The organism is Paenibacillus salivarius (genome assembly GCF_051307165.1).
In the GTDB taxonomy this organism is placed as follows: Bacteria; Bacillota; Bacilli; order Paenibacillales; family Paenibacillaceae; genus Fontibacillus.
The window spans coordinates 4,203,106-4,224,174 of record NZ_CP195592.1; the positions used below are offsets into that span (position 1 = coordinate 4,203,106).

The following is a 21,069-nucleotide window of genomic DNA, read 5'->3' on the forward strand; positions in this document are numbered from 1 at the left end:
TACTTTCTCATTCAAATCAGAGATAATGAGGCTATTTTTCATCTGCTGAGTCAGACTAGCCATTTCGGTTATAAGTTAAGTGAATTCGGATTGAACACAATTTCCTTTTCCAAATAATTTGAACATGGGTTCATTCATCCTCTCATTTTTATTAAAAAGCAAAAAAGCCGATCCCTGCACAGAATTATCCATGCAAAAATCGGCTTTTAAAAACAGTATCCAAATTTCTAAAGGCGCATGTGAATGCGTAAAATAAAACTTTTATCAGAGCCTTTCGGTACTCTTCAATCCTTTTCTTCTGCAAACGGAAGTGACGGATCAAGTGAAATTGTCCTGCATTTTTCCTCTCTTCATATCTGGAATTTCCAAATAGAAGCTTACAGGGGAGGTAATAAAACTACTTGTCCTTTCGGGACAACAAGCTCTTGTCTCCAGCAAAATTGGGAGTATAGAGGTACATATAATTACAAAATTATTATAACATTCTCCCTTCAGAAATACAATCGTATGTTCGCTAGAAAGTCCACTGAAACCAATAACAGTTTTTACCTTCTTTTGCTGTTGTTATCAAACCCTCTGTTGTTACGGTCACAGAATCCCCTGACTCTACTTGCCAAACAGTTTCCTCTCTACCTGTAATCTCGGTGGGTTTCCCCGTGTACTCATAAGTTGGAGATGGTGATACTAATTTTGGTCTACGTGTATCTACGAACGCCCTACCTTGTTGGGTTTCGCCAATTTGCATTGTTTGATTAACTTGAGTGGAGATTTTCTTGGACTCACGATAGACCCCCCACCACTCCAGCTCTAACTCGGGACCGTAAACAGTAGAATATTTTGGGCCGTTAGGGCCGTTCTCATAGAATTTAGTCTCTCCTGTCCATGGTACATATTTTGGGTTACCGATCTCCAGATTGAGACGAAATTGATTATTGTCTTCACTCAGAGGATAATACGCTGTCACTAAACCATTTTCTGAGTTAATGTTCTTTACGGCAGTTACCTTTGTGTGTAACATAAGCCTTGGATCTATCCTAACTCCATATAAATCAGATGATACAGACACCTGTAAGTCATACCCATCGGATGGTCTATATACCTCCTTATCAAAATCTAAGTCACAATGTATGTTACCTAACTGAGGTAAGTAAGGTGGAGAACCTGAACTTTTATCAGCTGGAATAACATCTTGACCTCCACCATACTGTGCTAACCAATTTAGATCGTCTCTCTGGAATATATAACCACCCGGGGTTGAATTAGACAGGGACATGCCTTTCACATATTTAGTCTGCTCTACAGCTGGTGTTGTTGGTTCAAAGGCTATCAGATTTGATCTATATGCATACTCTTGCCTAGTAGGTTCTTTGTAACTTGCATCAGAAGGGTATACAGATAACAAGAAGGTAGACACACCACAAAGAACCAAAGGTATGGTCAATTTAAGGTATCTATTCACTTTAATCTACCTTAGCTACCATATTTACTAACTTCTCTCCATTAAAGTCAACACCAGCATTTGCTTTGTTTTTCATCTGGGAGGGGGTATCAAAACCTCTGACAAAATACGCTGTGCGCTTTTGTCCTTTAGAAAGAGAAAGCCCCTCTCGTCTCTTTATTGTAGGATGCCCATACTTCACTCCGGAACCTACATCATAACCTCCGGGAGTTATCGTAGGTAAGTTAGGAGAAGCATTAGATAGAGTAATATCAGTAAATCCATCCCGGTTAGATGTCACTTCAAGCAAAGAAGCTACGATATAACCTGCTCCGCTTGTTTTATACGTATCCATATTATTTCCTTCGCCGAAGAACAGAGGATAATAAACTGAAGCCTTGTCATTTGGATTTATAATGATCATGTGCTTGTGAACCACTGTTCCTGCATCGTTTTTCAGTTTGATAGGTTTGTTCCACACATAATCTGCGAATGTAGGGATCATACCATACCCTTTAATATCGCGGTAAGTGTAACCCATAGTTTCAGCATTAGTACCCTTAGTACCCAACTCTCTCATTTGTCTAAGGTTGAAGAAATCTTCCGGAGATTTCTGTTGAACCTCTTCCAAGCGGAGAAGAATCGATGCTACCTCTGCACGACTAGTGGTATTTGCGCCACCGAACTGACCATTTCCATAGCCGTTCATGATGCCAGTGCCCATCATCAAACCAATTACACCATAGTCAGCCTTGTTAAGTGTACCCGCGTAATATTCCTTTACCGGCAATACCGTTTCTGCCATGTCCTTAATGGCTTGAGCATACTCCGGATTTGCTGCTGACAAACCATTGGCCATCCAACGTACCATTTCGATACGAGTCATAGCCTGAGTCGGCTTGAAGCCAGCTGTATATGTAGACTGGCTAATAAACCCTTTATTGATTGCATCTATAATACCTTGTTCACTCCACTTACCTTTAACATCAGGGAAAGCCACTGCACCGGAGCCGGCTTGATTGGTGCTAACACGCGACAACAGGACGGCAAACTCTTCACGGGTAACTGGGGCACTAGGCTTAAAAGTGCCGTCATCGTAGCCCTTGAAGTAACCTTTTTGTACAGCATTCATGATTGCTGTATAAGCCCAGTGGGACTTGGGTAAGTCCTTGAAACTTGTTGGATTGGAAACGGCTGCAAATACCTCTGAATCGTCCATCTCTGCTACTGCTGGACCTCTGTAAGTTTCTGTGACGGCTGTCTTGTTACTACTTACTCCAGCAGCTACGGCTGTAGGAGTTACAGTTGCGAAACCTGTGAGCAATGACACCGAAAGAATTAATGCACCTGTTGCAGTTAATGTTTTACTGACTTTCATATAGATTCCTCCTCGTATAGTATCTTTAAAAAGCTCATTTAGGTTCATTTCCATCCCCCCGGGGGATGGAAAACAGCCTCCAAATTTCCAGCTTGTTCTTTGAAAATTCCATCAGGGACTGGACTTTCCGGTATGCCTCTGGACAATGGAACGTAGGGTCCATTCGGGGAAATCCTTCTGCCTCCAGTAGCATCGTCTACTCCTTAAGTCTGTTTCTCCGGTACGCGTCTGAGCTTCTTACCCGCTGGCTGTTCCCTTCGGCATCCCATGCCCGGTTTTAGCAGATCCGGGGCAGCTCATGGCCCGAAGTGTGTCCTCATACGCGAGGGTGATAGATCTGCGCGTGCGCCGGAGGCATCCCGGAGCGTCCATTCCCTGAATCCCTAGCGAAAGGAGGAATTTCACTTGAAGCTTTTTGTCGGTATTGACGTGAGCTCGCAAGAGCTCGAAGCGTGTTTCATGAACGCTGACGGTGACAAGCTTGAGACACTCACCGTCAAAAACAATTTGAATGGCGCCTCGCACTTGCGTGACCAAATCGTCGCTGCAGCGGACAAGTTGGCCGTCACCGAGATTCACATCGGCTTGGAAGCCACTTCCGTCTACAGCTGGCACCCTGCCATGTACCTGCATCAGGATCCAGCGCTTCGAGAGCGCAAGGCCAAGGTGTTCACCTTGAACCCCAAGCTCATCAGCAAGTTCAGAGAAGCCTATGCGGATATGGACAAGACCGACCGGCTCGACGCCTGGGTCATTGCGGATCGCCTGCGCTTCGGCCGCCTGACGACCACCATCGTCATGCAGGAGCAGTATGTCGCCCTTCAACGCCTCACGCGCATGCGTTTCCACTTGGTCCATAACTTGGCTCGCGAGAAGCAGTACTTCTTGCAGAACCTGTTCTACAAGTGCAATGCGTTTACAACCGAGGTCGACAGCTCCGTGTTTGGCCATGCGCTCATGGAGATGCTCTCCGAGAACTTCAGCCTCGATGACATCGCCGAGATGGACGTGGCCGATCTGGCCGACTATCTGCGGGACAAGGGACGCAATCGTTTCCCCGATCCCGAGCGGGTCGCCCGCTGCATTCAGCAAGCTGCCCGCGCCTCCTATCGGCTGTCCAAGGTCGTGGAGGATTCGATTGACCTGGTGCTCGGCACCTCCATCGAATCCATCCGCAGCATCCAGAAGCAGCTCAAGGATCTCGACAAAGCGATCGAGCGGGTCCTCGACGGCATTCAAGTGTTCAGTGAAAATAAAGTATTAGACTGGAGTTGTTGATCTGGCGCGGGTTTTCGAATTGGAATATCGTCAGCTTTCGAAAAATAAGTTTTAGACTGAACCCCGAGATGAAAATTTAATCAGCTCCATCTGTGAAAATAAGTATTAGACTGACAAATTCGTACTTAATATCATAAAGCCATGTCCTGTCAGGTAATGTTATCCATCAATGCGTCGAAATGGAGCTTGTCTTTTTCTTCTAGGCATTTAAAGAGTAATGCAACAACTTGATTACATTCCTCTAATTCAGGCAAATAAAAAGTGCGATTATTTACTTGATCATTATGCGAATATTCGTTAGTAACCTTATATACCAGAAATCTGTCCGTATCATCAGGAAACAAAATACTCATTTTCTGAATAAATCCTTGTTTACTTGAGGGATTTCTAAAGTTCAAGTAAGCTTCCAAAAAGCGACGTACAACATTCGGAATGATAGCCCTATAACTTATATCATTAGTCTGATCAGCAACAAACTTTTTCAAAATAGAAAATAAAAAGACATATTCCGATTTGTAATTCTTTAACTCCTGGGGTAATGGTACAATAGTTGATACAATTTCATCATCTGAGTATTTTCTCTCAATAAAATAGAACGAAACAAATTTTTCGTGTTCTTTTTCACCCTTACCAAAGAACCTTGGGATATCCGATATTGATAGATCTTTCATCAGATTAAAAAATTCTGAGTTGTGGGTTGAAATAAATATTTGTTTGCAGGTTTTGGGATTAAGCTTTGCTTTAATAATGGCAAAAACACTATGTATGTGATTGTGATCCAAACTACTGATAGGATCATCGATAACTACAATCGTCTCTTGAAGGTTAGTATCTCTATTTTCAAGTTGTGTGATAAAGTAAATGAATGATATAGCTGATTTTTCGCCTTCGCTGAGATTCTTTGCGATTTTTCGGTTTCGTTTAAGAATAAACCGGCCATCTTCCTGCACATCAATAAGTAAACGATTGCTCCGGAAAAAGGTACTTAAATATTCATTTATCTTTTGGGCACCTTTTTTCGCATCGAGGAGTTGCGTCTCTATACCTTTTATTGTATTCTCCATACTATCGATCCTGGTTCTCAAACTTAATAATGTAGTATCTAGTTCTGTTATTTCATTCATTTTGTTTAAGTAATCAAAGTCGATAATGAACTGAGCTATGTGATGGTTTAGTATTCTCAATTTTGCATTTTTCTTAACATTTTCGAACTCATTTGTTCTTCGATTATGCTTTTTTATAATGCCGTTTATTTCTTGAACAACCTCTTCAAGATCACTAGTCTTATGTGTAACAGTGGCTGTAGCAGCAGCGTAATCAGTTTCAATATCAGCAATCTGAAATGGATTTATTTTTTTATTATTTAATGAAGGCAGTAGTGCTTCAAGCTGGTCTCGTGTTGTCCTTAACATATGATCTAATTTATTTTTCAACTCGACATAAGGCTGTTGATAGTCATTGTAAAACTCTGAAGAATGAGGAAGGTTATTAGAAAAATCATCAAGTAATCTATAGGTCTGGGTAATAGTGCTTTCAGAAGATTCAATGTCTCGAAGCAATTTATTAAGATCGTCAGTAAAATGATGTTCAAGCTTGTCCATTAAATCTGCAGGCAATTTATTCCCACAAAATTGACAAGTATCTTCCGAAAAATGTAGTTCCTTGCCAACACGGACCCAATCATTTAATTTGGGATTCTCCTCAAGCTTTTTAATTACATTAGAAACAACCCTTCTTCCAATTATTTCTTCCACGTTAGAATATAATAATTTAATACGAAAGTCTGGTAACAGCAGTTCCTGAATATTTTCTTTTTTATTGTTATCTAATGATATCTGTAAATCATTTTGATAGTTTTCATCAGTTAATATTTGTGTTAAATAAGAATCCTTTATTGAATTAATTCCATTTTCTAGTTTTGTCTTGTTATAATCCAGTAACTGCAGCTCTTTTTTCATAGCCTGTGCTCTACTTCGGATAGTTTTATCAATTATATCGAACTTCTCATTGCGTTGATTTAACTTAACTTGGTAGTCTCGATTAAGTTCGGCACTTTCTTTTCTTAATTGTTCTAATTGCTTTTGTAACTCTATATTTTCTTCACCAAGTATAAAAATTGGTTCAATGCTATCAGAAATCTCCCATTTTAATTGACGACTCACAAAATCTGTATTAAACACTCTAATATTTAAGGATTGGTTAGCTATATTATTAGAATCGACTATCGATCCATCGGATAATTCGAGTTCATACTGTGCCTTTGAAAAATCCTCATGAATTTTCCTAGTTTCAAAAGAACGAAAGACTCTAGACAACGTTGTTTTTCCAGAATAATTCCAAGCATAAATCAAATTAAAATTTTTGAATTCACCCAAATTTGCATTCCAATTGAAATCCTTAAAAACGCCAAAGTCCTTAATATACTTGATTTTTTTAATCATTTATACCACCCCAGACCTTCACCATAATAAAAAAGGCGTAGCTTAAGGAATTATTTTAGCTACGCCCGGATGTCAGTTAATATTTAAATTCTTCCGTCTCCACCTGTGCCATCAATTCCGTCTGTTGAAGCACCAGATCAATCGCCATCTTCTCCAAATCAGGCGGGTAACCGTATTTCTTCAACAGCCGCTTAACCGTAATTCTCATCTGTGCTCGCACGTTTTCGCGAAGCGTCCAGTCGACCTTGATGTTGCTCTTTATCGCTTGGGTCAGTTCGTGTGCGATCTGCTTCAACATGAGATCGCCCATCAGTTCTTTGGCCGATTCGTTCGAAGCTAGAGCGTCATAGAAGGCCAGTTCTTCCTTGATCAGACCGAGATCTTCACCGCGTTTGACGGCCGCATTCATCTCTTTAGCCATCTGGATGAGTTCTTCGATGACCTGAGTCGTTTCGATGGTGCGGTTGTTGTATTTCCGGATGGCTTCCTCCAGCATCTCGGAAAATTTCTTCGATTGCACGATACTGGTCCGGGAAACTGCCTTCACTTTACCTTGAAGCAGCCTGCGAAGCAGTTCCACCGCCAAGTTCTTCTGCTTTAATCCGCGCACATGCTCCAGGAATTCATCCGATAGTATCGCGATGTTCGGTTTCTGCAAGCCTACAGCTTCCAGAATATCAACGACTTCATCAGATACGACCGATTTCGAAATGAGTTGATTCAACTCGGCGTCGAGCTCTTTCGTCGTTTTCTTCCTGTTCTCATCAGTTATCAACTTAATAATACCAGATTTTACCGCCTTGAAGAAGCTAATTTCGACATTAACTTCCTCAGCTGCGGGAGTCGTCGCGCAAAGCGAGAAGGCTCTTGCTAATTCCGTCGTCCAATTTAGGAAGTTCCGCTTGCTCTCTTCACCCAATCCAAGTACGTAATCGACCGTCTCAACAATGGCCTCCATCCGTTCGGATGCTTTCTCTGAAGCAAATTTGCTGTAGTCATACCCATGAAGCAATTCACGGATAAGTTGCAGTTTTTCCAGCATAAAGTCAACGGCTTGGTCCGTGTCGATGCCGGCAGTTTTGCGGTCGTTTTCCGTATATTGTTGCAGCGCCGATTTCAGCAAATCCGCTATTCCGATGTAATCGACGATCAAACCACCCGGCTTGTCGCGGAATACCCGATTCACACGGGCGATCGCCTGCATCAGGTTATGGCCTTTCATCGGCTTGTCGATATACATCGTATTCATGCTCGGCACGTCAAACCCGGTCAGCCACATGTCACGGACAATGACGATCTGAAGCGGATCGTTCACATCTTTCATACGTTTCGCAAGATGTTCACGGCGCCGCTTGTTGCCGATAAACGGTTGCCACTCCTCCGGATCGCTGGAACTACCGGTCATGACGATCTTGATCTTGCCTTCATTGTCGTCATCACTATGCCAATCCGGTCGGAGAGCAACAATCGCTTTGTACATATCGATGGCAATCCGCCTCGACATCACAACGATCATCGCTTTGCCGAAGCCGGCTTTCTGCCGCTGCTCGAAATGTTCGACAACATCCTGAGCGACTTTCTTAACCCGCTTCTCCGTACCGGCCAACGCTTCTAGCCGAGCCCAACGCGACTTCAAACGCTCCCGCTGCGTATATTCCTGATACTCCGTAATTTCCTCATACTCGCTGTCGATGACTGGGCGCTCCGCCTCCGACAACTCCAGGCGGGCAATTCGACTTTCGTAATAGATTTTGACCGTCGTTCCGTCTTCTACAGCTCGGGTCATATCGTAAATATCGATGTAGTCACCGAAAACAGCAGGCGTATTTTTATCTGTCAATTCAACCGGCGTTCCGGTAAAGCCAATATAAGAAGCGTTCGGCAACGCATCGCGCATATACTTGGCGTAGCCATACTTAATGGCCGCTTCGTCTTCCCCGGCGACCATTTCCGCCTGAAACCCGTACTGGCTGCGATGCGCCTCGTCTGCGATCACGATCACATTGCGGCGTTCCGTAAGTACAGGATACTTGTCTTCATTTTCATCAGGAGTGAACTTGTGAACCGTTGTGAAAATGATCCCGCCCGACTCCACCGACAAAAGCTCACGCAAATGAGTCCGATTTTCCGCTTGCTGAGGCGTTTGCCTGAGCAAGTCCTTCGACTTGCTGAACGTGCTGAACAACTGATCGTCCAGATCGTTCCGGTCCGTCACCACGACGATCGTCGGGTTGTTCAGCGTCAGAACAAGTTTTCCCGCGTAGAAAACCATGGACAAGCTTTTACCGGAGCCTTGCGTATGCCAGATGACGCCGATTTTGCGATCACCTTCGTCCATCGTCGCACGTTCCGTACTTGCAATTGCCTTGTTGGTGGCATGGTATTGGTGGTATCCCGCCAATATTTTGAACAGATGCTCCCCATCGGTCTGAAACAGCACGAAATGCTTGATAATGTCGAGCAACCGACTTTTCTCGAACATCCCTTTCACAAGCACTTCAAGCTGGGGCAGGGAGGAGGGCGCCACGTCATCGCCGTCGATCGTACGCCACATCATAAACCGGTCTTCATTGGCGGTCAGCGTGCCGACCCGCGCATTCACACCGTCACTGATGACCAGAAACGAATTGTAGGTGAACAGGGACGGTATCGCGCCTTTATAGGTCTGCACCTGATTGTAGGCGTCGCTGATCCCGACTTCTTCGTTGGAGGCGCTTTTCAATTCAAAAACGGCGATCGGCAATCCGTTCACGAACACGACGATATCCGGGCGCTTCTCTCCTTGATTTTCGACGACGGTAAACTGGTTGACGACCAGAAAGTCGTTGTTGTCGATTCGGTCCGGATCGGTGTCGAACAGCCATACTTTCTCCGTCGGATATTCGCCATTGGCCGCTTGGTACTGCACGTCGATCCCGTCGGTGACCATCCTCTGGAACGCCTTGTTATTGATCAGCAAGCTCGGACTGCGCGGCACTTCAATGACCCGGATCGCTTCCTCAATCGCTTCCCGCGGTACATTCTTGTTGATGCGAATAAGCGCCTCGCGCAACCTGTCTTTCAGGATGACGTCATGGTAAAATTGCCTTTCGGGATACTCGCCTTCGGGAGAAATATCCGGGCCGTATGCTTTCTCGTAGTTCAGTTCTTCGAACCATTCCAGCGCGGCCTGCTCCAGGTCGCTTTCGGTATAGGACGTCGTATAGTAGGCCATGTTGCACCTCCTTTGGGTTAGGGTTGATAAATTGCGCTGCTCTCCGCAACCATTGGCAGCTCGGTAGCGCTGTTATCCCGCTCGACAGGGACACGGATCTCGCCAGACATCAGTTTGGGGAGAAGGGTGTCGCGGAGTTGCTGCAAAGTTTGGGTTTCATTTGCCTTTTCAAGTAACAATGAATAGAGTCCATTGACTAGCCCATCAAAATGTCTTACCAGTTCAATATCTGGCAGAGTAGTTTTCAAATTTTGAAAAGTTGAAACTGTTATTGCATCAAATACGGCTCCACTAGCATTTTTTCGCAATACATTAACTAGCTGTTGTGTCAGATGAAAGACGTACTTCTGGGTATAACCGCTTTTGGCGACAAGAGCATAGCAGGATTGGTTCATTGCCATGTCTCTACCTGCGAGTGCAACTTTTCCAACCGTTCCCCTTGCGGTAATAAAAACAGTATCAGTTTTGAACAACTTGCTGTTGCAATTGTTCAACCCATCTTCAGTGATGGTTTTCTCTGTTTCGATTACATATAATGAGTTCGAACAATCTTTTGGAGTAAAAAAGGGAATTTCACCATTCCAATATTCAGATGTACTCGTTTTCGGTGTACCCCCACTCTGCACATCGAATATATCGGTTGCTCTCCCTACCTTCCACCCCTTCGGAATCAACCCCAATTCACTTTCCTCAAACTCGCCTCCACTGGACTTATACGGTTCGCCGTTTTCATTCGGAAACTCGAAGTCCACAAACCATCGTTTAAAAAGGGCTTGGGCTATTTCTTCAAGGTTTTTGTTGATGGCGTTGTTTAAATGAATTTTCTCATCAAGCGACATTAATATTTTGGCTATTGCTATCTGTACGTTTAATTCCGGCGCTTCAATCTCAAGCCCAGACATGATTTTTGTGTTAAGTGAAGGCATAGTTGCACCAACTGCAATACTGCGTACATATTCTTTAAAACTCTCAAGACCAAAATAGTAAGATAAATACCTAGGGTCTATGTTGTTCCTTTTGTTAACACGAACTCTAAGACATCGACCTGAAAAGAGCCAACCATGTTCTTTCTCTGAAACATATGCTCTACGGTCAACAGAACCGACCCTACTAAAAACAATGTCTCCTTCTTGAAGACTGTATTTCGATAATCTTATCGCATCCTCGTCTGAAACTTTGGGAGTGTTCTCATGAAAAATTATATTCTCACCTAGATGCTCAACGGTAATAATCGGTGTACCATGGGACACGTAATCATCCTTATGCAACTGACTACCAAATGGACCAGTTTGTACATCTGCAATTTCACCGAGTCTATAAATTTTTACTTCAAAACTCAAACCCGATCCCCCCAAGCCGCTTGCGAATTTCGTTTTCCAGTTGCCGGGACTTGGCGAACTGCTCCGCCAGCTCCGATGTCAACCGTGCCATCTTATCCTCGAACGGCTCGCTGTCTTCCTCCACATCCTCAATTCCAACATACCGCCCCGGTGTCAAAATATACTCGTGCTCCTGCACTTCCGCGAGCTTCGCCGCTTTGCAGAAGCCCTTCACATCCTCATAGGCTCCGACTTCCGCCTGACCGCGCCATGCGTGGTATGTATCGGCGATCTTCCGGATATCCTCTGTGCTCAACTCACGATGCGTACGGTCCACCATATGACCCATTTTGCGGGCATCGATAAACAAGATTTCACCGCGGCGGTCCCGAAGGCCCTTAGGCGCTTTATTTTTGGCAATAAACCAAAGACAAACCGGAATTTGCGTAGAATAGAACAATTGACCCGGCAAGGTGACGATACAATCGACCAGATCGGCATTAACCAGCTTGCTGCGAATTTCAAACTCCGCCGTCGTACTTGTCGACATGGAGCCGTTCGCCAGTACGAAGCCGGCAACGCCGCTGGGCGCAAGCTTGTTCACGATATGCTGAATCCACGCATAGTTGGCATTCCCAGCGGGAGGTACCCCATACGTCCAGCGTGCATCCTCTGTCAGCCGTTCGCCTCCCCAATCGCTGATGTTGAATGGCGGATTGGCCAGGATGTAATCGGCCTTCAGATTTTTATGTAAATCATTGTGGAACGTATCTGCATGATGCTCCCCAAGGTTGCCGTCGATGCCGCGAATGGCGAGGTTCATTTTGCACAACTTCCACGTCGTCGGATTCGACTCCTGCCCGTACACCGCAATATCACCAATGCGCCCCTGATGTTCCTCTACAAACTTCTCGCTTTGAACGAACATGCCGCCGGACCCGCAGCAGGGGTCTATGTTCCTGCTGATTTTGATACAATAGAAAAAGCCCTCTCCGGGGCAAAAGCCGCCGAAAAAGGCTTGAAATAAGGGCTTCCGAGGTCATGCTCTGACTTTGGAAGCCCTTGTTTTATGTGTTCATTTGTCCTGCTACCGCTCGGTAATGTGGCGGAGTGACAGCCTTGCGGTGTAGTGATTTTGGAATAATTAAAAGGTGGGGAAAAATTAAAAGGTTGTCATTACCATTGTTTTTTGTTAATCAATAAATAACATTTTGCATAGATGCCGAATCTTCATCTAAAATGTGGGCGCTAACAACTTGGCTTCCGGCGTACATGAGATACCTCACACCGCTTGCCACAGCCATCTCCTCGGCGGCTGCCTGTTTTGCCTTTAACCACGGTGTCATCAATCTTGTTGTCTCCCTTAACCTCGATAAGCTGATAGGAACCATCTATCATCTTTGCAAGGAAGTCGGGATAGTACTGGCGAATTCTGCCTGATTCTGGATCGTAGTAGTGTACAGAGAGATCACCCTGATTGGAAGTAAACATTCCCGTGAAGTAAACCTCCGCAACTTTGCCGCTCGTGATGTACTGCATGAAGCATTCCTTCTCTGGGATGGAATCGAAGCAGTATGTGTCAGCATGGAAGCTCTTCTTAAGCTGCTCCGGCGTAAAGCCAGGATAGTGATTGGTAAGCACGAGGTCATCCTTTGCGGAGAATTCATAGTAACCGGCATCCTTTGGTTCACGCAGCAGTACCAGTTCCTTATCCTCGGTCTTCAGTTCCGAGGTAATATCAAAGAGCGCATGGAACACAGTTGGGATGATGTAGTCATCCAGGACTGCGTTATAGCGATTGACCGCCTCAAGAACCGTGTCGATTCCGTCCACTGATTCTCGGAGAATTCTCGCGGCAAGGATACAGGAAATATTCAGATAACGTGCCACTTCTCCCGCGAGGGAAAATTCGCTGAATTTCATATTGTCCTGGAGGTAGTCAATATTCTTTTCTTTGACAGTGGTATCACGAGCAAGGCTGTCACGTTCGTACATGATGCTGGCATACTTGGAGAGGTCGGCATCTACCAGCTTGAAATCAACAGGCTCGGAGTATTCCTTCTCATGGAGGGTATACTCGTGCCATACACGCTTGAGGGTAATCGTCCTCGGAGGTGGCAGAACACGAACCTGATATTTATGACGGTCGGCATTGGACGGATTCTTGATGTCCTTGATCTCCATGTTTGAAGTTCTTATGAAGCTCATCGTCCAAGGTATCGTAGTTCTCTTTGGAGAGAAATACTGTGGCTGTCAGGCGTTCATCCGTGATGGCACGGAGGCAGCGCATCGTAGCCTGGAGAACGAATATCTTTGACTTCGGGCTGCGGAAAAGTGCCACGCCAAACAGGGAGCGGCAGTTCCAGCCTTCCTTGCCTTTCTCGACAAGGATAATAAACTGCTTTTCGTTGCCTTCCGTTCCGGGAACATCGAGGTTATTGAAGTCCCTGATGTCATCGTTCTTTGTGTACTTGGCATCGCCGACATTCAAGAGAATCTTTGATGCAGGGATACCGAGATTGGCGAGTATCCTCTCAAGAGCGGGCTTGACCTCCGTGGCGGCTTCCTCAACGCCTGCCGCATAGATGGCAAGTTTCGGATTCAGACCTTCGTAGGTCTGACCGCCGTAACGCTCCCAGAATGTGGCTACCACGGCTTTGAGGAATTCATCGCTCTTGACATTCTCGAAGCCGAGCGGGTCTGCGTCTTTCAAGAAGCCGTTCCAGATGGATTCACGGAGACCGTAGGCGTAGACCACTTCCGGCAGAAGCTGATTCTTGACATACGGCGTACCCGTGTAGTTATAGCAAGCCACGATGGATGTGTTTGCCGCAAGCAGATTGATGGTATCGCGGAGACTTGTTTTATTCGCTCCGCTCGATCTGATCTGCTTTTCCAGGTCTGCACCGAAGAGGTGGTGAGCCTCATCGACATAGACACCGAGTTGCGGAAGACGGCACAGTTTCTTGAAACGCTGGTTATCCATCAGCGTGGTATCGTCCCATGCGTCATCATCTTCCTCGTCTCCGCCGGCACCGTAGACGGCGGAAAGCAGAGAGCCGGAGCGCCTTTCTGCGACTTGCTGTCAGACCAGGTCTTGCGGACACGGTAAAGCTGCGTGGTTACAGTAGGAGTATCAGCTGAACCGCCAAGCTGTGCCGTGACCTTTTCCGCCAGATCGCCCATCCTGGCATACATCCAGTTTCCGGGGCAGGACTTGTTGGCAAACCAGCGATGCACCGTCAGCACCATCTCATCGGACTTCGACTCATAAGAGAGCGTCTTGTCCTTATCGCCAAGCCACAGGAGCTTTTTCTTGCCGTTTCTCTTGCAGATGTCTACGCAAAGGGTGATCAGCTTCTGGTAGACCACATCCTTAAAGGCATACGGCTCTGTGGCGTCGGACGCGCATTCGATGGTGATGGCCCGCTGATCGTTGGCGCTGGAAGAAGAACACCAGGAGCGGTTTTTCTCCTCCACATACATTCCGACTCTGCCGTCCACGCCGATGCCGTAGTTGCAGCTTGCCTGTCTGGAAGTCGGCAGAAAGATACTGCCGAGTGTTTCCACCGAGCATTGCCCCACCACACAGTGGGGCGTGATGCGGTCGATAGCGTGCGTCCTCTGCCCGGAGTGGTTGGGGCTGAGTTTTGTGTAAGATACCAGTGAACTGTTCGTATAAGCCATAATCACTCATCCTCCTTTTCGTTCTCCGCTCTGTCATGGAGCTGCTCCAACACCGCTTTTAGCTTTTCCGGGATGGGCAGCCCAAGGTGTGCGGCGTTCTCAATGATGCTCACGCCCTCGTTGGACAGGTAGAAGAAAATGACTGCCGTGCGAAGTACAGAACCCGTCCCAATGACCTGCACATCCAGGATGTGGGCAATCCCCACCAGCAGGAAGATCAGCACCTTCCTGCAGATTCCCTTGAATCCCACCTGGCTGTTGAGCTTCTTGTCCGATACGGCGCACATCACGCCCGTGATGTAGTCCGCCACCGCAAACACCACAAGGGCGATAAGCAGCCCATCGTTGCCGCCAAGGAAGTAGCCAAGCCACCCTCCCACAGCGGCGAACACCATCTGGATCACATTCCAAAATTCCTTCATGTTGTTTACCTCCTCTTGGTTCTGTGTATGAAAAAAGCGGCCACCCCGCAGGATAGTCGCTGATTCCCAAAGTATATTTAAATCTGCTTCGGCAGCCATTCCCATAATCGCATATCCTCCTGACCCAGGGACCACATACACATCCCCCGTAGTTTCCAGCGGTATGCCGCCTGGTTCGCCCAATAGACAAGGGAGTCCACGTCCTGGTAGTAGAGGATGGAGAATCCGTCCGCATCGCCGAGGAACAGCCGGGATATCCAGATGTTGATGTCCTTTGGAATGATCCTCGCCGTGTAATTCCCGCCGCAGGAAATCTCCAAAAGGTCAGAGTGGAAAAAATCGTAGTCCAGGGAAATGTCCTCGCTCCGGGTGGAGGATTCCTCCACATCGGAGGTCAGCGTAAACACCTGGAACTCCTCATCCCAGGTGCAGCTTGAGCGGGATATCCTGCCGTAGCTTTTAAAGCTGCCGTCCGGCATCTGGACATCAAACCGTTCATACGGCTCATATGTCCAGGCATCCCCCAGACGCAAAAGCTCGCACACGGTCGTATTGTCCGAGCGGTATCCGGCATAGCCTCCTGTAAAGCCGCTGACCGCTGCCGTAAAGCGCAGGGTGTAGGAGGAGCCGGAATACACCCGCACCCGGTTCCCTCGGATACGCATCTCCACCGTGTACATGGATGGATTGTCCCGCAGATCCGCCGATGCGGTTCTTGCGATCTCCTGGCTGTAGCTGCCAAGGAGTGTGGAGCCATTGTATAGCTCCACCGCCTGGGTATCGTAGTTCAGACAGCAGAACAGGCTGCCGCAGAACACACCCGCCCTGCCGCTGCCATTTGCCGGGAATGCCAGCCTTGCCCGAAGATGCAGCTCGGAAAAGCCGTCATAGTTCCAGGCAAGCTCTCCCTTGCCTTCAAGCTGGGAGTAGACACGCTCCATCGAATATTCATCCGAACGCCATACCTTCCATGAGCCGGAGCGCACCGTCCAGTAGTCTGTCTCCAGCACGCCGTAATCCCGGAAATCCTCGTACCAGACGAGTGCGGAATCAGGCTTTCTGCGGAGCATCTCAAGTGTCAGCTTGAAGCCCTTATCGGGTACAGCCATATTGCCGTTCACATCCTTAAAGCTCCTGGGCGCAAGGGCGAAAATGGCCTCTCCAGCGGTGGGCTCCTCGGAAAAAGCGGAGCAGACACGGAAACCGTAAAACTGGACGCCTTTGACATCCACCGAAATGGTAATGGTGTGCGTCCCGGCTGAAAGCGTTACGCCGTCTGCAAGGGACGCCCAGAAGGTACTCCGCCAATACGGCCACCACAGGCGGCTTTCCGTGAAATGCTTGGTCGGCTACAATTTCACGGACGATGCGCCGCCGCAGCCTTTTCTCCCCATCGTGGCCTATTGGGACGATTACGATAAGGTGCCCTATGCCTTTCCCCATGTCTACGACTACATGGAAGGGGCGGACGCTGTTTCCCGTGAGTATCCCCAGCTTGTGGGGACATACAACCGCAGGCGATATCTGACCGCCTACGGCAAGGAGCAGAAGACAGAGTTCGGAACGATATACATTGACCATAAAAAAATCATAATATTACCTCCTGCTAATAATTTGAGCATTTACTCAAATTATACTCCCTGATCATAATATGTCAATTGAATTTGAATAATTGCTCAATATTTATTGACAAACAGATTATGGATCTATATATTCAACATGGGGAGGCGTTAATATGGAATCCAATCAGGCAACGCGGCAGCCAAAACAGACGCGCAGTATTAAGACAAAAGAAAAAATAAGAAATGTGGCTTATCAGCTTTTTTGTGAGAAAGGTTATTTTAAGACCACTACCAACGAAATTGCCAAAGTGGCGGAAGTTTCTATCGGAAGTCTTTATTTTTATTATCGGGATAAAGATATGATACTGGTAGAAATATTGGATCGTTATAATGAATCGTTTTTAAAAGTACATGAATCTATGAATGTTCAGTTAGAATCGTACCGGGAAAACCCCAAACTCTGGATTATGGGACTTATGGAAGAAATGATAAAAAGTCACAGAGCTTCAAAAGAATTCAACAAAGAATTAAAAATCCTCAGTCATTCCATGCCAGAGGTGAGTGCAGTTATGGAAAAGCAGCAGGAGACGGTCCGTCAAATGACACTGGACTATTTAAAAGCCTTTTATGATATGCTGAGAGTAAAGGATTTAGAGGCGGCTTCCATTGTGGTGGTTAATATAATGAGCTCCTTAGTCGATCAGATTGTTTTTCAGGATAATCCAGTTGATGATTCCAGAATTATAAAGGAAGGCGTTGATGCCATTCATCAATATCTAATTAGACAAGACAGCGATTGAAAACAGGGCGTTCCAAAAGGAGCGCCCTGTTTGATTATGAGATAGCAGGATTCTGCAGGAATTCGTCCAGCAGAAGTTTCTCCACTCCCGCCAGTACTACAATACCAATTCCGTGAGGGTCATTAAAGCGCCACCCAAGCTGGCGGTAATAGGACCGGCTGTAAGAACAGTCGGATCCACGGCAGACACCATATAAGTCGCCTTTCCGGTTAATTACTGTTTTTTTCATACCAGTCCATGCCTTTGCTATGGAAGCAATGCACCGGTTTTTCAGAGTATCTTTTATAATACCCAGCCGAATACCTCTTGAAAAGGCACAAATGAACATGGAGGTGGAAGAAGCTTCCTCGTAAGTGGTGGAATCATCAAGAATCTGATGCCACATACCTGTTTCATCCTGTACCTGCAATATGCCTTCCGTCATTTCAAGGAAGAAGGAAGTGACGGCATCGTAATCCGGATGTTCCTTTGGCAGGATAAGAAGAAGTTCAGAGAGGGCGAGAACAACCCAGCCGTTTCCTCTGCTCCATGGAATCCGGTTCATCTTACCATAATTTAAATCAATGATATGGGACATCAGCATTTTATCTGTCATGAAGAAGTACTGTTTAAAAAGCTTTGCCTGGCGGCACGCATCATCCAGATACACAGAGTCTTTGCTGAGCTGATAGTACCGGCATAGGAAGGGGATACTCATATACATATCATCAATCCACATGGTATTGTTGTTTCTGGAAAATACCATGTCCTGTTCTCTTCTCTGATGGTTTCTCATAAAATCAGCAATTACATCAGCAAGTTTTTCAGCCTCTCTGGCAGGCCGGTATTTGTTGGCTTCTAACAGAAAGGAACCAAAAGATCCACAGTCGTCCAGCTCGCTTAACCAGCAAAGCTGTGTATTAACTCCAGGATAGCCAAACACAGATTTGTCATATACAGAATAATCATAGACTGCAGCCGTCATACGGGCATATTCCAAAGCATATTCCTGCCAGTCAGTGCGATTAAAATAACGGCTGGCAGTTAATAGACCATATAAGGTAACTCCGCAGGGATAAGTCCATTTTCCGTATAATTCTTCTTCTGCAAACATTCTCACAAAGGAATCTGGCAGATCAGCCTTCCAATAGCACGTACCGTTTAATCCATCATAAACCTTTTCCATAGACAAAAGATCTGGGACAGGCGGGATACTATCACCAAACATACCGGCATAAAGCCATGGGCCGTCATATCCTTTTACTCCTGCAGACAGAGGAATGGCACTGTTGTCAGCCTCCAGCTGAAGCTCTAATCCAGTCTCTTCACCAGCCTTTTTTTCACAAAATATAAGGACGTTATGTGAGCCTCCCTGAAGCATGATTTCTGATTCCCAGGCTCCGTTTTGCCACTCTCCCCTTAACTCACCGTTAATGAAAAGCCTGGTCTGGGTCTTGCTTTTGCCTGTGACATGGACGCTCTTTGCCTGATCAAGAACGAACCCACTTTTTAAAACAGCGGTTCCCTGGCTTAAGGAACCAAAGACCCGTGTAATGGGGCAGCCTGACTGGGTTTTCTCATACTCATTGCTTGGATACCAGGCAATATTATTATAGCAGCCGGTAAGTATGGACTTTAAACCATCCGTATCCCACTGAACCGGTTCACTGTAAACAAAGCCTGCCTGCCCGTTTCGCTCTGGTATGGGTGAGAGAAAATGAGTCGGTTCCCATTGTGGCTTGGCATTCCGCAAAGTGAAGCCAAAGCCGATTTCTGTTTTTTCAGTCATTAAAACGAAGTGATTCAGACCTGCTAAAAGAGTAATGGAGAAAAAAGCAGAGGTCTTAAAACTCTCATCTCCAGGCTGGGATCGGTATACCTCTTCCCCGTTTACATAACATACAACGGGACCCTGACAGCGGACCTCAAAGCGGGAAGGAGTCTGCTCGTGACTGTAAAGGTCACCTGCAGCATAGCAGATATCCCCGATCTGTGCATTGGGAAAGCGATTGTGAAAATCAAACAGATACCATCCCTTTGTGTCGCATAAGATACCGGTTGTAAAATCCAGCCGGTACTGATAAGGTACCTGGGGATTTTCCCCGATGAAGCGGTTGGCAAGCAGTGCAATTACATCTTTGTCCCTGTCCCCATAAACTGCGTAAGCACTGTCTTCCTGATTAAAATATTTCATAAATGGTCTCCTTAAGTATTAATTTAAGTGTGGAAGGTTTCGAACACACTTTCTTTTTGCAAAAATCCCTTTATATATCAAGAGATTTTCAACCTTGGTAATTTCAATAATTGTTGTGACTGTGATAAATGTACAACTTTTGTACATTTTTTCAAAAAACTATAAACCTAAATTCCACGTGCATTTTTTATTAGCTTAAAAGAACACTATTTCAAGAAGAATTTAAACTGATACTCCCACATTGTAACATTATTTACCACCACCTTTCAATCTTTTTCAATAAATTATTGATTGCAACTTTGGAGTAAAGATACTTATTAAACCCTGCAAGTTATCCACAGAGCAACACTCGATTTTCAAGATGATATCTTTATTATACCAGACATTTTTCATACACTTCCTTGTACGGATAGTTTTCTGACAAATTCATAATTACAGTTCTTGCGGTTTTAATGATTTTGGCTGCAAGAAATACATACTTCAAACGAAAGGTCTTTATTTGCTGTCTGTATTCTGAAGGCTCTAAGGAATCAATCTTGAACAACAAAAACAGGTTATATGAAAGCATCATCATTTGAAACACCGCTTCATTTGCCCAAAATGATTTAAGTAAAAGATGACCCACCGCCATGTCGTATTTGGCTTCTTTAATATAGTTCTCAGCATTGCCACGTTTTTCATAGGATATAACTACTTTTTCAGAAAGCAATGTAGTGTTTGTCACAAAGAAAAAGTATTCGTACTCAGAGCCTTCTAAAAGTGATATTTGTGCTCTTTCTTTTTCTGGTTTCAGTACGCGAGACACAACAAACCTTCTGTCTTTCTCCCAGTTATCTAATTTTGTAAACAGTTCTGTAGTTTCTCTGCCTTCTTCACCTTTAACGAATACAACCGATGAATTCGTTGCTTGGGATGCAAGCGTAGAATAACTTTTGGCTTTAATTAAATATTTGCAACCAAGAGATTCTATCGTTTCAATAATTTTTTCATCAAAGTAGCCACTATCCATTCGAAATAAAATCTCTAAATCATCTGTTTTGATGTTGGCTACTATTTCTTTGATCATTTCAGATGCACCGTTAGCTGTGTAAGTATTGCCACTTCTTACAAATCCGGTGACGTAGGCTTTTAATTCGTCGCAAAATGCAAACTGGATATTGTAGCATCGGGTTCCTAGTTTCTTGGGATTATATCCTTTTGATGCACCTTCTTGATGACCTTCTACGTTGATTACACTACTATCAATATCAATCGTAATGGATGTCACTTTACTTATAGTGTGGAGTGATACGATAAAACTGCAGTCGAAAAACCCCCTCGTATGAAATAAAATGAAATCAACGAGGGGACGGGAGAC

The 21,069-nt window shown here is 45.5% G+C and carries 13 protein-coding genes and 3 pseudogenes; 3 read left to right on the forward strand and 13 right to left on the reverse strand.

Annotated features, from left to right (window positions below; all coding sequences use genetic code 11):
• Window positions 1-514 precede the first annotated feature (514 nt).
• Window positions 515-1,459 carry a hypothetical protein gene (locus ACSFXJ_RS19390; RefSeq protein WP_435922048.1) on the reverse strand — a complete coding sequence of 315 codons (945 nt, stop codon included), beginning with the start codon at window positions 1,457-1,459 and terminating at the stop codon, window positions 515-517.
• 1 nt (window position 1,460) lies between these two features.
• Complete coding sequence (locus ACSFXJ_RS19395) at window positions 1,461-2,816, reverse strand: S-layer homology domain-containing protein (RefSeq protein WP_435922049.1); 1,356 nt, start codon at window positions 2,814-2,816, stop codon at window positions 1,461-1,463.
• 405 nt (window positions 2,817-3,221) lie between these two features.
• Between ACSFXJ_RS19395 and ACSFXJ_RS19400 the strand changes: the two are divergent.
• Window positions 3,222-4,052, forward strand: a pseudogene (locus ACSFXJ_RS19400) (IS110 family transposase); the annotation flags it as partial.
• A 191-nt stretch (window positions 4,053-4,243) separates the two neighbouring features.
• On the opposite strand, the gene ACSFXJ_RS19405 reads toward ACSFXJ_RS19400, so the two are convergent.
• The 9 genes and pseudogenes from ACSFXJ_RS19405 to ACSFXJ_RS19445 form a co-directional block, all read right to left on the reverse strand.
• Window positions 4,244-6,535, reverse strand: a complete 2,292-nt coding sequence (locus ACSFXJ_RS19405; protein ID WP_435922050.1) for an AAA family ATPase — start codon at window positions 6,533-6,535, stop codon at window positions 4,244-4,246.
• A gap of 76 nt (window positions 6,536-6,611) precedes the next feature.
• Window positions 6,612-9,749, reverse strand: a complete 3,138-nt coding sequence (locus ACSFXJ_RS19410) for a type I restriction endonuclease subunit R (protein ID WP_435922051.1) — start codon at window positions 9,747-9,749, stop codon at window positions 6,612-6,614.
• Between the two features lie 17 nt (window positions 9,750-9,766).
• Entirely contained in the window at window positions 9,767-11,089 is a 1,323-nt protein-coding gene (locus ACSFXJ_RS19415) for a restriction endonuclease subunit S (RefSeq protein ID WP_435922052.1), read from the reverse strand.
• Window positions 11,079-12,029: pseudogene (locus tag ACSFXJ_RS19420) on the reverse strand (N-6 DNA methylase); the annotation flags it as partial. The gene ACSFXJ_RS19415 and the pseudogene ACSFXJ_RS19420, both read right to left, overlap by 11 nt.
• Before the next feature lie 287 nt (window positions 12,030-12,316).
• Entirely contained in the window at window positions 12,317-13,252 is a 936-nt protein-coding gene (locus ACSFXJ_RS19425) for a hypothetical protein (protein ID WP_435922053.1), read from the reverse strand.
• On the reverse strand, window positions 13,206-14,054 hold the full coding sequence (locus ACSFXJ_RS19430; protein ID WP_435922054.1) for a hypothetical protein: 849 nt from the start codon (window positions 14,052-14,054) through the stop codon (window positions 13,206-13,208). Before ACSFXJ_RS19430 ends, ACSFXJ_RS19425 begins: the two co-directional genes overlap by 47 nt.
• Window positions 14,054-14,755, reverse strand: a complete 702-nt coding sequence (locus ACSFXJ_RS19435) for a peptidoglycan recognition protein family protein (RefSeq protein ID WP_435922055.1) — start codon at window positions 14,753-14,755, stop codon at window positions 14,054-14,056. Before ACSFXJ_RS19435 ends, ACSFXJ_RS19430 begins: the two co-directional genes overlap by 1 nt.
• Window positions 14,756-14,757: 2 nt before the next feature.
• Window positions 14,758-15,282, reverse strand: a complete 525-nt coding sequence (locus ACSFXJ_RS19440) for a phage holin family protein (RefSeq protein ID WP_435922056.1) — start codon at window positions 15,280-15,282, stop codon at window positions 14,758-14,760.
• Window positions 15,255-16,298 (reverse strand): hypothetical protein, encoded by a 1,044-nt coding sequence (locus ACSFXJ_RS19445; protein WP_435922057.1) that lies wholly within the window; start codon window positions 16,296-16,298, stop codon window positions 15,255-15,257. The genes ACSFXJ_RS19440 and ACSFXJ_RS19445 overlap by 28 nt, the downstream gene beginning before the upstream one ends.
• A gap of 211 nt (window positions 16,299-16,509) precedes the next feature.
• Between ACSFXJ_RS19445 and ACSFXJ_RS19450 the strand changes: the two genes are divergently transcribed.
• Entirely contained in the window at window positions 16,510-16,821 is a 312-nt protein-coding gene (locus ACSFXJ_RS19450) for a hypothetical protein (RefSeq protein WP_435922058.1), read from the forward strand.
• Window positions 16,822-16,912: 91 nt separating this feature from the next.
• The gene (locus ACSFXJ_RS19455) at window positions 16,913-17,539 is read left to right on the forward strand and encodes a TetR/AcrR family transcriptional regulator (protein WP_170820864.1); all 627 of its coding nucleotides are present in this window, start codon (window positions 16,913-16,915) and stop codon (window positions 17,537-17,539) included.
• Between the two features lie 34 nt (window positions 17,540-17,573).
• Here the strand turns inward: ACSFXJ_RS19455 and ACSFXJ_RS19460 are convergent, their stop codons facing one another.
• Together ACSFXJ_RS19460 and ACSFXJ_RS19465 are read right to left on the reverse strand one after the other, a co-directional pair.
• Window positions 17,574-19,712: a glycoside hydrolase family 88/105 protein gene (locus ACSFXJ_RS19460; protein ID WP_170820865.1), complete on the reverse strand. Its 2,139-nt coding sequence runs from the start codon at window positions 19,710-19,712 to the stop codon at window positions 17,574-17,576.
• A gap of 373 nt (window positions 19,713-20,085) precedes the next feature.
• Window positions 20,086-21,069, reverse strand: a pseudogene (locus ACSFXJ_RS19465) (IS1380 family transposase); the annotation flags it as partial.

Bases quoted from the DNA above. Each gene is read 5' to 3' on its own strand.
- ACSFXJ_RS19425 (WP_435922053.1), bottom strand. From the start codon at position 13,252: ATGGAGATCAAGGACATCAAGAATCCGTCCAATGCCGACCGTCATAAA.
- ACSFXJ_RS19435 (WP_435922055.1), bottom strand. From the start codon at position 14,755: ATGGCTTATACGAACAGTTCACTGGTATCTTACACAAAACTCAGCCCC.
- ACSFXJ_RS19440 (WP_435922056.1), bottom strand. From the start codon at position 15,282: ATGGGAATGGCTGCCGAAGCAGATTTAAATATACTTTGGGAATCAGCG.
- ACSFXJ_RS19460 (WP_170820865.1), bottom strand. From the start codon at position 19,712: ATGAAATATTTTAATCAGGAAGACAGTGCTTACGCAGTTTATGGGGAC.
- ACSFXJ_RS19395 (WP_435922049.1), bottom strand. From the start codon at position 2,816: ATGAAAGTCAGTAAAACATTAACTGCAACAGGTGCATTAATTCTTTCG.
- ACSFXJ_RS19430 (WP_435922054.1), bottom strand. From the start codon at position 14,054: ATGGATAACCAGCGTTTCAAGAAACTGTGCCGTCTTCCGCAACTCGGT.
- ACSFXJ_RS19405 (WP_435922050.1), bottom strand. From the start codon at position 6,535: ATGATTAAAAAAATCAAGTATATTAAGGACTTTGGCGTTTTTAAGGAT.
- ACSFXJ_RS19455 (WP_170820864.1), top strand. From the start codon at position 16,913: ATGGAATCCAATCAGGCAACGCGGCAGCCAAAACAGACGCGCAGTATT.
- ACSFXJ_RS19410 (WP_435922051.1), bottom strand. From the start codon at position 9,749: ATGGCCTACTATACGACGTCCTATACCGAAAGCGACCTGGAGCAGGCC.